The sequence below is a fragment of the Leifsonia sp. 71-9 genome (genome assembly GCF_001898805.1).
Lineage (GTDB): Bacteria > Actinomycetota > Actinomycetes > Actinomycetales > Microbacteriaceae > Leifsonia.
The window spans coordinates 114245-127279 of sequence record NZ_MKVJ01000017.1 but is presented as its reverse complement, the minus strand read 5'-3'; the positions used below and the strand labels follow the sequence as shown (position 1 = coordinate 127279).

Here is a 13035-nt window from a genome sequence, read left to right as displayed (position 1 = left end):
CTCCTGGGCCCTTCCTGCTCGCGATGCCTCGCGCGCACGTCACGCGTCGTGCGTCACGCCTCGATCGGGGGCACCACCTTGCGGTCCTGAGCGGGGAACACGACCTTCTGGATGATGATGATCGCGCTGGCCGCGACCGGGATGGCGACGAGCGCCCCGAGGATGCCGCCGATCGTGCCGCCGCCGACCGCCGCGATGACGACGATCGCGCCCGGCACGGCCACGGCCTTGTTCATGATGCGCGGGCTGATGACGTAGGCCTCCACCTGCATGTAGACCAGGTAGTAGATGAACGCCACGATCGCGGTCAAGGGCGACGCCAGCAGGCAGATCAGCGAGTTCACGATCGCGCCGATCAGTGTTCCGACCAGCGGGATCAGCGATCCGAGGAAGGCGATGAGCGCGAGCAGGGCCGGCATCGGGGCGCCGATGATGAGGAGGAAGATCAGGCTCAGGATGCCGTTGATCAGCGCCAGGCTCGCCTGCCCGATCACGTAGCGACCGACGGCGCCGGAGACGTCGTCGACGAGCTCGGAGAACCCCTCGCGGCGGTATTCGGGAACGAACCGGGCGGCGATCCGCTTGATCGAGCGCAGCGACGCCATGAAGTAAAGGGTGAGGATGAGCACGATCGTCACGCCGGTCAAGCCGCCCGCGATGCCCGCGCCGACGGCGATCAGGCCGCCGCCGATGGTGGCGAGGTTGCCCGGGTCCTTGAAGAAGTTGAGGACGCCGTCGATGCCCTGCTGGATGCTGTCGCCGTACTGGTTCGTGACGTCCTTGTACCAGCCGCTCTTCGTGACGTTGTCGATGGTGGTCGGGAGCGTCTCGACGAGGTGCGAGATCTGCTGCACGAGCACCGGGATGATCGCGAGGATGATCCCCGCGAACACCAGGATCACGACGGCGACGACGATGCTCACCGCGGCGCCGCGCGGGAGCTTGCGCTCGATGAACGAGACGATCGGGTCGAGGCCGAGCGCCAGGAACAGCGCGAGACCGATGTAGACGAGCACCGTCGAGAGCTGCCCGACGACCCCGCCGATCAGCAGGGCCACCAGCACACCGAGCGCGCCGACCAGCCCGAAGGTGAAGGGGTGGATGCGGGTCAGCGCTCCCCGGCCGGCCGCGCGGCTGGGGGTGGCCGATGCCGCCACCACGTCCGGATCGCTTCTGCGCTTCATGTCCCCTGCTCTCAGCGCGGGTGCTCGGTCACCCGGCGCCCTCCCGCGCGGACTCCGGACCACGACCGTACCACCGCGCCATTCCGCGGCCGAGGCGGTTGACTCGCGCCGAGGTGCACGTCGTTGCGCTCATTCGGGGCCGCGCAGCCGCCACGCCGTGAACTTCGGCGCCCGGGTCAGCTCCCGGTCAGCGGAGGGAGAGGGTGGCGGCGTAGCCGGCGCAGGATCCGGTGCCGTCCGTCCCGCACTCGTCGTACGGACTCCCCGTCACGATGACGACAGCATCCCCGCGCGGGAAGTCGGCCGGTATCGCGACGGGGATGCTGAACGAACCGTCGGCGGCGACCTCCGCCTCCACGGGCTCTGTGCGCGGACCGGGAGTGCCCTCGATGGCGGCCGCCGCCGCCAGGATGACGGAGTAGCTGTGTCCGTCGGAGTAGCCGAGGTCGCAACTCGCGGGCGGACTCGACACGGTGATGGCGCCTCCCCGCGCCGGAGCGGACGGGGTCACCTGGAGCGGGGCGGGCAGGCAGGGAGGCGGCCCGAACCGCACCGCCGAACCGCAACCGGCGAGCACCAGCGCGAGCGGCGCCGCCAGCGCGGCCGCCAGCGCAGCCGCCACGACGCGCCTCCCCCAGCACTCCATGCCCGGATCCTAGCCATCCGCCCGCCGAGGTTCACGACGTTGCGCTCATTCGGGGCCGCGAAGCCGCCACATCGTGAACTTCGGCGGTCAGTTGGTGGTGGCGAGCGCCTCTGCGGGCTCTGCGGCCTCCACCGGCCGACGACGGCGGAGCAGGCGCATGGCGGTGAACACGGCGATGAGCGTGAAGAGGGAGCCGATGGCGATGTCGACCCACTCGCGGCGGGTCAGCACGGTGTGGGACGGGACTTTGGTCGTGGAGAGGCCGTGGTCGATCCCGGGCGCGCCGACGAGCGCGAAGGCGACCCCGGCGACGACGAGGGCGAACGGGACGATGCACCACAGTGCTCGGGCGGTTCTCACGGTCATCGTTCCTCCGTTCGCGTCGAGGCTCCCGCGGCGATCAACCGGGCAGGATGCGGGTGAAGTGGTGCGCGACGCCCTGCCAGACCGTGGTGATCGACACGTCCCGGCCGACATCGGGTGCATGGATCAGCGTACCGTTGCCGAGGTAGATCCCGATGTGCTCCTCGTCGTCGAACACGACCAGGTCACCCGGCTTCGCCTCCGACTCGGGGATCACGGTGCCGGCGTCGTCCTGCAGATGCACGAGGTGCCCGAGGGATATGCCCGCAGCGGCATACGCCTGCATCACCAGGCCGGAGCAGTCGATCCCGGAGTGCGAGGCACCGCCCAGCACGTACGGCGTTCCGAGGTACGACAGCGCGGCGTTCACGATCGCGGCGCGGGCTCCCCCGGCGGCGAGCGAGTCCAGGATGGCCGACGCCGCCTGATCGCCGGCCGCGCCGCCCTCGGACTGCACGATGCCCGCCAGCGCGGAGGCGACGGGAGTGTCGCGGCTGACGGTGGAGGCGGCGAAACGGGCGAGGGCGAGGTGCTGGGACTTCGTGGCCCCGGAACCGCCGAACGCCGAGGAGCTCGACGACGCCAGCATGGAGGCGTCGACCAGCGCGGTGGCGGAGGTCGACGCGTCCGCCGGCGGCACGACCGCGACGACGCCGATCAGGGCGAGCGCGGCGGCGGAGGCGGTGAAGGCGGCGGCACGGCCGGTGCGGTGGCGGGCATCGGAGGCGTTCGGCGCGGGAGGCTTCTCAGCCCGTCTCCGCGCCGGCCGGGTCGTCCCGGCGTCGATCCGATGACGCGCTCGTCCGCTCGTGGCCATCCCGTTCCTTCCGCGTTGCCCCCGTGAGTGCGTGCTCCCGGTGCAGACCGGCCTCCCCAACCCGATCGAGCCTAGGTGCGCCACACTGGGCGCCACCGGCAAACCACCCCGCTGCGGGTTCGGGTTCTCTCAGGTCGCGGTGGCCCCATCGACGAGGCCGGAGGCGACGACGAACGCGATCACGGCGAGGGCCGGCGCGACGAGCGGGATCCACCAGGAGAATGCGGATCGAATGGTGGAGGACTCTGGAAATCGAACCAGACGAGTCGCCCCGATAGGCGAGTCCCCCCGACGTCGGGCCACGTTACCGCGCGTGAGCGCGCGGTGCGAGGCCCGACAGGCGGATCAGCGGGATTCGTTCAGGAATCGCTGGGTTCCCTGGGCGATCTCCGCCGACAGGGTGTGGTGCAGGTAGTGCTCGCCCTTCAGCGGCACGACCTCGCCGTGGTCGACGCTGGCGGCCTGCTCCTCGTGCAGCGTCATCCAGCCCTGCACGTCGGTGTTGTCGTCCTGCACGAACAGGAGCACCGGCAGGTCGTGGGGGAAGGTGAGGCGCTGCGCGTCGTGGAAGTTCTGCGAGAAGTGCTCCGTCTCGTTCACGTAGGTCGGGCTGAGGCTGTTCCGCATCGACAGGATCGTCATCTGCTTCTTCGCGTCCTCCGTGAACGGGGTCCCGGCGTACGGGTCGCCCGCGAGGTCGGTGACGACGCGCATCAGCCCGAGCGACTTCATGGCCTGCATGGCGCCGATCGGCAGTTCGTCGTCCATCCCGGGCTGCGTGGGCACGCTGCTGTCGATGCCGACGAACGCGGTCACCTCGTCGGGGTAGGCGTTGGCGTACTCGAGGCCGTAGATGCCGGCGATGGAGTGGCCCATCAGTGCATAGCGGTGGATGTCGAGCTCGCCGAGCGCGTCGTGCACCTCGGAGACGATGTTGGCGGAGGTGCGCGGCCGGTCGGTCTGGTCGCTGAGACCGTAGCCGAACGGCTCCACGACGACGGTTCGGTAGTTCGCGTCGAGCTTCTCGGTGAGCGGGCCGAAGTCGAGCGCCGGCGAGGAGGTGCCGAAGCCGGGCAGCAGGACGATGGTCTGCTCGCCCTGCCCGCTGACGGCGACGTTCATCTTCTTGCCGTCGACGTCGACCTTCCGGCCGTAGGGCTCGATCTCCTTCGCCTCCGCCGAGGTGGCGACCGCGTTGGAGATGGAGGTGACGGCGAGGGTGACGCCGACGAGGGCCACGAGGCCGCCGATCGAGAACGCGGTGACTTTCAGGAACGTCCGCCCGCGGCGCCGTTTCCGGGTGGGCGCGGGGTCGTGGGGATCGTTCGGGGCGGAGGAGAGACCGGATCCGTCGGTGCGGGAATTCATGTATTCAACGTATGGCGGCCGGCCCAGCGGCGGATCGGGCGAGGGTACCAGCGGCGTCGGCGGAAAGATGGTCCCGCGGGACCATCTTCGACTCCCTCGCTCCTGGGGATTCCGGGAGTGGTCCGGCCGTCCCGGCGACGACCGTGCGTACGATGCCCGTATGGTGCGCTGGGACCCGGGAGTGTACGGCACGTTCGCGGACGAGCGGGCGCGCCCGTTCCTCGATCTCACGAGCCGGCTCGACGGGCTGAGCCCCGCGCGGGTCGTCGACCTCGGCTGCGGCACCGGGGAGCTCACGGCGACGCTGGCGGACCAGTGGCCCGAGGCCGAGGTGCTCGGCATCGATTCGTCGGCCGAGATGCTCGCCGCAGCGGAGGCGGTCGCGTCGGACCGGGCGAACCTCCGGTTCCGGCAGCAGGCGATCCAGGAGTGGGAGCCCACCGCCGACGTCGACCTCGTGGTGAGCAATGCCGCCCTGCAGTGGGTGCCCGGCCACCGCGAGCTGCTGCGGTCGTGGCTCCCCCGGCTGCACCCCGCAGCGACGGTGGCGGTGCAGATCCCGGGCAATGAGGACTCCCCTTCCCAGGTGCTGCTGCGTCAGCTCGCCGCCGAGCCGCGCTGGGCGGCGGCCCTGGAGGGCGTCGACGGCGTGATCGCGCGGGTCGGCGGCATGCGCGACTACCTCGACGTCTTCCTCGAATCCGGCCACCGGGTCGAGGGATGGGAGACCACCTACCAGCACGTGCTCACCGGCGACGACGCGGTGCTGCAGTGGATGCGCGGCACGCGACTGCGCCCCTACGCCGCCGCCCTGGGAGCGAGCGCGGACGCGTTCATCGACGAGCTGCGACCGCGCCTCCGCGCCGCCTACCCGGCCGAGCACGGCGCGACCGTGTTCGGGTTCCGGAGACTCTTCGTGGTCGGAGGACCAGTCCCGGCCTGAAAGATGTGACTTTCGTTGTACCCGCCACGCCGCCCGCAATGGTGAGGAGGGCTCGACAATGAGCCCATGAGCAGTGTGGTCCAGCCACGCCGGGGCGCACTTGCGGAGTGCGCGGCGCAGGTGGGGCTGGCTTTCCTGGAGGGCCGACCCGTGGTCATCGGCGTCTTCGCGCTGCGTTTCGTCGTCGGGACGCTCCTGGTCGCCGGTGCGGAATGGTCGTCGCCGATGCTGTGGACCGCGGGCACCTCGTGGCTCTTCGCCGTGTGGGCCGTCTATCTCATCAACGGGATCAGCGACATCGAGGGCGACCGCCTCAACGGGTCGTCGCGCCCGCTGGCGAGCGGCCGCCTGGGCAAGCGGCCGGCGATCGTGATCGCGGTGGCCCTCCTGTCGCTGTCTCTGCTGATGGCGACGCTGTTCCCCAACCCGTTCCCCCTCGCGGTCGTGGCGTTCGTCTGCCTGGGGCTGGTCTACTCCGTGGGCCCGTGGGCGGCCAAGAAGGCGGGCGTCGCCGCGCTCGCGGTCGCCGGGGGCGGCGTGTTCCTGACGTACCTCGCGGCGGCGCACATCGTCGCGAGCACGGTGCCCGCCTCCGCGTTCGCCTTCGCGACCGTGGCGTCCTCCTGGATCGTGGTCGTCGGTCACACCAAGGACTTCGGCGACGTCGCCGGCGACACCGCGGAGGGGCGCCGCACGCTGCCCGTCCTGCTCGGCGAGGAGCGCGCGCGGACCGTCGTCGCCATCGGCACCGGTCTGGTGTCGGCCACCGCGCTCGTGCTGGGCGCGATCGTCGAGCAGCTCCGCACGCTGCTCGTGCTCGGTTTCGCCGGGCCGGTCGTCATCGTCTTCGTGCTCGTCGCGCGCGGTGGAGACCGCGGAAACGAGAAACGTCCCTACCGGTCCTTCATGACCGGCCAGTACGCTCTGAACATCGCAGCGCTGCTCGGCGCACTGGGGGGTTGAGAGTCCAATTGGTGATCGGTGACGACGGCGTCGCGCTGCGCGACCGCATCCTGGAGACCTTGTTCGAGCGGCTGCGCGCCGCCGAGAGCACGCTCGTGGCCGACGCGGAGGTGAAGGAGCAGCTGGCGACCCAGGTCGACTGGATCCTCGACCGCACCTTCGACCGGCTGGGACGGCCGGCGGACGCGGAACGCCTCGTCACCCCGGCGCGTCACGGGTCGGGGGTGGGCGAGACGCGGGCACGGCAGAACATCCACCCGGTCGACAGCCTCAGCGCGGCGACGGAGCTCTTCGACGTGGCCTTCTCCATCATCAGCGCCGACCACAGCGCCGACATCAGCCTCGGGGACCTCGCGCGCGCACTGAACTCGTCCATCATGGCCGCGGTCGTCCCGGCGTCCGTCGGCTACGTCAACGTGCTGCTCGAGCGCCTGGCCGTCGCGCACAGCGAGGAGCGGCTCGGCATCTCGCGCGAGCTGCACGACCGGGTGGCGCACAGCATCGCCGCCGGCCTCCAGCGGTTCGAGCTGGGCGGCATCGACGACGGCTCCGACCCGCGTCTCCGGGAGGGGCTCCAGCTCTTCGGCGCCGCGCTGGACGAGACGCGGGCGATCGCCCTCGACCTCCGGCACGCGGTCGGCGACAAGCGCCTCGACGAGGCCCTGCGCGACTACGTCGACGACCTCGACGACTCGGGGCCGCCGGTCCAGACCACTGTCGAGGGCACGCCGTACCGGCTGTCGACGGGTGTGCAGGAGGAGGCGTTCATCATCATCCGCGAGGCCGTGCACAACGCGCGCCGCCACTCCCACGCCGAGACGATCCGCGTCCACTCCCACTGGGACCGGCGCAGCCTCACCATCGCGGTGAGCGACAACGGCCACGGTTTCGCCCACGAGACGGTGCGCTCGGGCGCGCTCGGGCTCATCGTGGCGCAGGAGCGCGCCGAGCTCATCGGCGCCGAACTCGACATCGTCCCGGGCCTCGGCACCGGGACGACCCTCAGCCTGACCATTCCGAGAGGCCCGGGAACCCTATGACAGACGAATCACGAACCGTCGTCCTGATCGACGACCATGGCATGTTCCGCCAGGGCATCCGCGCGCTCATCGAGGGGCGGTTCCGCATCGTCGGGGAGGGCGGCTCGAGCGACGAGGCCTGGACCCTCGTCTCCGAGCATGCCCCGGAGGTGCTCCTGCTGGACGTCGAGATCCCCGGAGTGCCGGCGGAGCAGACGGTGTCGCGGTTGCGGCGACACCATCCCGACACCGCGATCGTCATCCTCACGATGCACAGCGACGCCGTGCTCGAGCGGCAGCTGCTCCGTGCGGGAGCCGCGGAGTTCGTGACCAAGACCGTGGACAGCGAGCAGTTAATCGCGGTGATCGAGCGCGCGACCCCGCCCGCCGACGAGCCGGCGGACTCCGGCGCCGACGCCGAGGTGACCGGCACCATCCTCACCATCCGGGAGCAGGAGGTGCTGCGCATGATCGCGCAGGCGTACTCCAACCGCGACATCGCGACGTCGCTCTCGATCGCCGAGGGCACCGTCAAGCGGCACACGACGAACATGTACGAGAAGCTCGGGGCCACGTCGCGCATCGACGCGGTGCGGAAGGCCGCCCGGCTGGGCCTGCTGAACTGAGGCCCGCGGCGGCGGTCACGGCCGTTAACGGAGGCGGCGGTGGCAGGAACCCCCGTTGCCCGCCACCGCCAGCGCCGTCCCCCGATGGCGCACAGAATGAAAGTAATACCCGCGTTCGCCCGGGTGAATACACCTTTGGTCACATCTCTTCTCCGGTCTGATTAAAGACCCGATCACATGCTGTTTCCCTTCCGACGGACGGCGTTGATATCCTCGACGGACACGCCGGCCTGGAGGAATGCATGGAACTGACATCGGTGATCGACGGCACGCACAACGCACGCGATCTGGGCGGCATCGCCCTCGACGGAGGCGCCGTGGTCGCGCCGGGCGTCGTGTTCCGCTCCGATGCGCTGGCGACCCTGACCCCGGCGGGCGTGCAGAACCTCCTCGATCTGCGGATCGGCACGGCCATCGACCTCCGCACCGACAGCGAGCGCCTGCGCGCACCGGATGTGCTGCCCGCCGGCGGGGAGACGCGCCTGGTCGAGCTGTCCATTCTGGGCGGCGCGATGGACGAGCTGGTCAAGCAGCTGCTCCCCTCCGGCGACCGGGCCGCGCTGAGCCAGGAGCAGATCGCCGCCCTCGTGGAGCAGATCCCGACCCTGGAGGAGCTCTACGTCGCCATCCTGCAGAGCAGCGCCCCGCAGTTCGCCCGGGTCGCCCGCGCGGTCGCGGACTCGGTCGGCACCGAGCGTCCCGCCGTGCTGTTCCACTGCACCGCTGGCAAGGACCGCACCGGCATCGCCGCGGCCCTGCTGCTCTCGGTCGCCGGCGCGGATCGCGACGCGATCGTCGCGGACTACGAGCTCACGCAGACCAACCTCGCGGGGACCTTCGCCGACGCACTGACCGGCCTGATCACGCAGCTCGGCATCCCCCTGGTCCCGCGCCTCGAGACGCTCGCGACCAAGTCCCCCGCCTCGGCGATCACCGCCGCCCTCGACTGGGTCGACGCGAACCACGGCGACGCCGCCGGCTACCTGCGCTCCGGCGGACTCACCGACGACGAGCTCGCGGCCGTGCGCGGGGCGCTGCGGGCGGAGTGACCCCTCGGCCCGAGCGCCCCCGCGCTCGGGCCTTTCTCCAGGCTGGTGACCTACGGTGAGGTCATGACGCGCGCTTCCTCGGATCGACCCGGTGCAAGGAACTCCCGCCCGTGGTTCAGCTCCTACGCCGAGGGGGTCCCGCACGACATCCCGGATGTGACGACCACGCTCGCCGACACTCTCGACGCGTCCGTCCGGCGATTCGGACGCCGCGGAGCGCTCGAGTTCTTCGGGCGCACCACGACATACGACGAGCTCGGCGACCAGGTCGCGCGCGCGGCGAACGGGCTCCGCAAGCTGGGCGTCGTCGCCGGCGACCGGGTGGCCCTCGTGCTCCCCAACTGCCCGCAGCACGTGATCGCGTTCTACGCCGTCGTGCGCCTGGGCGCGATCGTCGTCGAGCACAACCCGCTCTATACCGCGCGCGAGCTCCGCCACCAGTTCGAGGACCACGGCGCGAAGGTCGCCATCGTCTGGGACAAGACGACGGACACCGTCGCGAGCCTCCCGGCCGATGCCGTACCCGACCGCGTGGTGTCCGTCGACATCACGCGCGCGCTGCCCTTCGCGAAACGCGCCGCCCTGCGCCTGCCGCTGCGCCGCGCCCGCTCGGCCCGCGCTGCGATGACCGCCACCCCGACGGCGAAGCGGGTGCTCCGGTGGGAGCAGCTCGTCGCCCACCGGCCCCTGCCGCGCCGGGCGCCGCGCCCTCGGGTCGGGGATGCCGCGCTTCTGCAGTACACGAGCGGCACGACGGGCATCCCGAAGGGGGCGATCCTCTCCCACGGCAACCTCGTCGCCAACGCGGCGCAGGGCAGGGCCTGGGTCCCCGGCCTGCGGGAGGGCGAGGAGGTCTTCTACGGTATCCTGCCGCTGTTCCACGCCTACGGCCTGACGCTCTGCCTCACCACCGCGCTCAGCATCGGCGCGCGCGTGGTGCTCTTCCCGACCTTCGACGTCGATCTGGTGATCGCTGCCGCGCGGACGTCGCCGCCGACGTTCCTCCCCGCCGTTCCCCCGATCTACGACGCGCTGGCCCGCGCGGCCCAGCAGAAGCGGCTGGACCTCAGCAGGATCCGCTACGCCATCTCCGGCGCGATGAGCCTGCCGGTCTCCACCGTGGCCCGCTGGGAGGAGACGACCGGCGGCCTCCTCGTGGAGGGCTACGGGATGACGGAGGCCTCCCCCATCGCCCTCGGCAACCCGATGGGACCGTCGCGGCGCCCGGGCACTGTCGGCGTCCCGTTCCCGAGCACCGACATCCGCATCGTCGACCCCGCCGACGTGACCGTCGACGTCCCGTCGGGCGAGCCGGGCGAGCTGCTGATCCGCGGCCCGCAGGTCTTCCACGGCTACTGGAGGCGCCCCGACGACACGCGCGCGGCGCTCCTCGAGGGCGGCTGGCTGCGCACCGGCGACATCGTCACCGTCTCGGAGGACGGGTTCGTGACCATCATCGACCGGATCAAGGAGCTCATCGTCACCGGCGGCTTCAATGTGAGCCCGAGCGAGGTGGAGGACACGCTCGTCTCCCATCCCGACGTCAGCGCCGCCGCGGTGGTCGGCCTGCCCCGCGGCTCGGGCGGCGAGGACGTGGCCGCGGCCGTCGTCATGAACGAGGGAGCGACCCTCGACGCCGGCGCCCTGCGCGACTACTGCCGCGCGCGCCTCGCGGCCTACAAGATCCCCAAGCGCTTCGTTCAGGTCGACGAGCTGCCGAGGTCGCTGGTGGGCAAGGTGCTGCGGCGGACGGTGCGGGAGGAGCTGCTCGCGGGATCCGATCGCCCCTGAGCAGCCGGGGGCTCGGTCCGTCAGATCCCCCTCCCCACGACCCCGTCGCACCCGGTACCGTTCGCGCACAACCACACCGACGAACGGAGTCGCGATGCCCCTCACCCAGACGGAACTCGACGAGGTCGAAGCCGCCAACTCATCCGGGCGCACGCCCGTGGTGTTCGTGCACGGCCTGTGGCTGCTCTCGAGCAGCTGGCAGCCGTGGCGCGACCTCTTCGAAGACCAGGGCTACGCCACCCTCGCACCGGGCTGGCCCGACGATCCCGAGACCGTGGAGCAGGCCAAGGCCGATCCGGACGTCTTCGCGGGCAAGATGGTGCGGCAGGTCACGGACCACTACGCGGAGGCGATCGACGCGCTCGACCAGGCGCCCGTCGTGATCGGGCACAGCTTCGGCGGCCTGATCGCCCAGAAGCTCGCGGGCGAGTCGAAGAACGCGGTGACGGTCGCGATCGATCCCGCGCAGTTCCAGGGCGTCACCGCGCTGCCGCCGTCGGCGCTCAAGGCCGGCGCGCCCGCGCTCCTGACCTTCAACCGCACGAAGCACGGCGTCACCCTCACCTACGAGCAGTTCGCCTACGGCTGGACGAACGCGGTCTCCGAGGAGGAGGGCAGGGCGCTGTACGAGAAGTACCACGTGCCCGCCTCGGCCGTGCCGATCTTCCAGGCGGCGACCGCCAACTTCAACCCGTTCGCCGAGACCAAGGTCGTCACCGACAACCACGACCGCGGCCCGCTCCTCCTGATCGCCGGCGGCGACGACCACACGGTTCCGCAGTCCGTCGTCGAGAACGAGTTCAAGATCCAGCAGAAGAACCCCGGCGTCACCGAACTGGTCGTCGTCCCGGGCCGCGGTCACTCGCTCGTCATCGACTCGGGCTGGCGGGAGGTCGCGGACGAGGCGCTGGAGTTCGTGCAGCGGCACAGCGGCTGACGAGAGGGGGCACCGGCCGGGCCGTCCGCGGCTCCGCGCCGGGCGTCACCGCTCGAGCGCCAGGCCCAGGTCGGTGCAGAGCTTCTCGTCGCTGCGGGGGTCGGACTCGTCCTTGGGGAAGACCGCGAGGACGTTGTCGCTGCGGACGCAGACCACGAGCGGCGGCACCTCGGTGCCGTCGCTCAGGATGCCCGCCGCCCACGCCGACGAGCACAGATCGAGGGCGCTCGCCGTGCGGTCAGCGGGAGTCTCGACGGGAGAGGTGCTGCCGTCGGGTCCCGTGACCTCGTCCGGGAGGCCGACCTGCGTGGAGCGAGAGTCGGTGCTGTCCGCGCTGTAGCAGTAGGCGGAACGGGTCTGCTGCACGAGGGGCGCGAGGGTGGCCCACGCCAGGCCCCCGGCGCCGAGGACCACGGCCATGCCCGCCGCGGCCGCGGTCAGGCGCGCCCGCTTCTTCCGCGTGCGCGTGTAGCGGGTGAGACCGTCGGCGAGCAGCCCGGAGATCCGGGCGTCGGAGCCGGGAGGCAGCGAAGGCGCGGTGTTCGTCATGATGCCCTCACCCCCGATCCCCGAGTTCGCGCTGCAGGCGCAGACGGACGCGCGAGAGCCGGTTGCGCACGGACCCGTGCTTGAGACCGAGACGCGCCGCGGCCTCCTGGTAGGTGAGCCCGTCCACCATGCAGAGCCGGAAGATCTCCTGGTCGACCTCCGGCAGGGCGGCGATGACCGCGCGCACGAGGCGCATCGCCTCGTCGAGGGCGGCGAGGTCCTCGGCCGAGGGGGTGTCGGTCGCGGAGCGGTCGCGATCGTCCAGGTGCTCCGCCCGGCGGCGCTCGTTCGAGCGGAGGCGGTTGCGACTGAGGTTCTTGACCGTGACGATGAGCCACGGCAGGGCCGAATTGCCGAAGATCTCGACCTCGTGCCGACGCATCCACAGGGTGAGGAAGGCGTCCGCCGTCATCTCCTCGGCATCCGGACGCGAGCGGAGCAGGCCGAACGCGTTCCAGTAGACGGTGCCGGCGTGGCGTCGGTAGAGCTGGGTCAGGGCGTCGCGGTCACCGCGGCGAAGGCGCTCGATCGCCGGGCGGTCGTCGATGACCGACTCGCCCGTCGACTCCGGCGTCAGCGCCAACACCCCAACTCCTCTGCGGATCACGTCCCTCACACCCATCATGTCCTGCCGCCGCCGACCGTCTCAGGAGCGAACGACACCCCGCGTCGCGGCTTGTGCGACGCCGGGCGCTCGACTTGAATCGAAGCCCGACGATCGTCGGGACGAGGCGGATGCTGCTCAACGACCTCGCCCGGTCCTGGCGCGTCTCGGGCTGA

14 protein-coding genes are annotated in these 13035 nt (G+C 71.2%); 7 read left to right on the top strand and 7 right to left on the bottom strand.

Annotation, left to right across the window (positions count from 1 at the left end; all coding sequences use genetic code 11):
- Positions 1 to 53: 53 nt before the first annotated feature.
- From BGO91_RS10355 to BGO91_RS10335, 5 genes are all read right to left on the bottom strand, one after another.
- Positions 54 to 1184 (bottom strand): AI-2E family transporter, encoded by a 1131-nt coding sequence (locus BGO91_RS10355; RefSeq protein ID WP_290472683.1) that lies wholly within the window; start codon positions 1182 to 1184, stop codon positions 54 to 56.
- 187 nt (positions 1185 to 1371) lie between these two features.
- Positions 1372 to 1830 (bottom strand): hypothetical protein, encoded by a 459-nt coding sequence (locus tag BGO91_RS10350; RefSeq protein ID WP_290472682.1) that lies wholly within the window; start codon positions 1828 to 1830, stop codon positions 1372 to 1374.
- An 87-nt stretch (positions 1831 to 1917) separates the two neighbouring features.
- Entirely contained in the window at positions 1918 to 2196 is a 279-nt protein-coding gene (locus tag BGO91_RS10345; RefSeq protein ID WP_290472681.1) for a hypothetical protein, read from the bottom strand.
- 34 nt (positions 2197 to 2230) lie between these two features.
- Entirely contained in the window at positions 2231 to 3010 is a 780-nt protein-coding gene (locus BGO91_RS10340; RefSeq protein ID WP_290472680.1) for a C40 family peptidase, read from the bottom strand.
- A 345-nt stretch (positions 3011 to 3355) separates the two neighbouring features.
- Positions 3356 to 4378: an alpha/beta hydrolase gene (locus BGO91_RS10335; protein WP_290472679.1), complete on the bottom strand. Its 1023-nt coding sequence runs from the start codon at positions 4376 to 4378 to the stop codon at positions 3356 to 3358.
- A 160-nt stretch (positions 4379 to 4538) separates the two neighbouring features.
- Between BGO91_RS10335 and BGO91_RS10330 the strand changes: the two genes are divergently transcribed.
- The 7 genes from BGO91_RS10330 (at position 4539) to BGO91_RS10300 (ending at position 11706) form a co-directional block, all read left to right on the top strand.
- The gene (locus BGO91_RS10330) at positions 4539 to 5321 is read left to right on the top strand and encodes a methyltransferase domain-containing protein (RefSeq protein WP_290472678.1); all 783 of its coding nucleotides are present in this window, start codon (positions 4539 to 4541) and stop codon (positions 5319 to 5321) included.
- A gap of 66 nt (positions 5322 to 5387) precedes the next feature.
- Positions 5388 to 6284, top strand: a complete 897-nt coding sequence (locus BGO91_RS10325) for a UbiA family prenyltransferase (RefSeq protein WP_290472677.1) — start codon at positions 5388 to 5390, stop codon at positions 6282 to 6284.
- Positions 6285 to 6295: 11 nt separating this feature from the next.
- Complete coding sequence (locus BGO91_RS10320) at positions 6296 to 7324, top strand: ATP-binding protein (RefSeq protein WP_290472676.1); 1029 nt, start codon at positions 6296 to 6298, stop codon at positions 7322 to 7324.
- Complete coding sequence (locus tag BGO91_RS10315) at positions 7321 to 7929, top strand: response regulator transcription factor (protein WP_290472675.1); 609 nt, start codon at positions 7321 to 7323, stop codon at positions 7927 to 7929. The genes BGO91_RS10320 and BGO91_RS10315 overlap by 4 nt, the downstream gene beginning before the upstream one ends.
- A 242-nt stretch (positions 7930 to 8171) precedes the next feature.
- A complete protein-coding gene (locus BGO91_RS10310; RefSeq protein WP_290472674.1) occupies positions 8172 to 8978 on the top strand; it encodes a tyrosine-protein phosphatase in 807 nt (268 codons plus the stop codon).
- Between the two features lie 63 nt (positions 8979 to 9041).
- A complete protein-coding gene (locus BGO91_RS10305; protein WP_290472673.1) occupies positions 9042 to 10769 on the top strand; it encodes a long-chain-fatty-acid--CoA ligase in 1728 nt (575 codons plus the stop codon).
- A gap of 94 nt (positions 10770 to 10863) precedes the next feature.
- A complete protein-coding gene (locus BGO91_RS10300) occupies positions 10864 to 11706 on the top strand; it encodes an alpha/beta hydrolase (protein ID WP_290472672.1) in 843 nt (280 codons plus the stop codon).
- 45 nt (positions 11707 to 11751) lie between these two features.
- Here the strand turns inward: BGO91_RS10300 and BGO91_RS10295 are convergent, their stop codons facing one another.
- Entirely contained in the window at positions 11752 to 12255 is a 504-nt protein-coding gene (locus BGO91_RS10295; protein ID WP_290472671.1) for a hypothetical protein, read from the bottom strand.
- Positions 12256 to 12262: 7 nt separating this feature from the next.
- Positions 12263 to 12841 carry a sigma-70 family RNA polymerase sigma factor gene (locus BGO91_RS10290; RefSeq protein ID WP_290472670.1) on the bottom strand — a complete coding sequence of 193 codons (579 nt, stop codon included), beginning with the start codon at positions 12839 to 12841 and terminating at the stop codon, positions 12263 to 12265.
- Positions 12842 to 13035 lie beyond the last annotated feature (194 nt).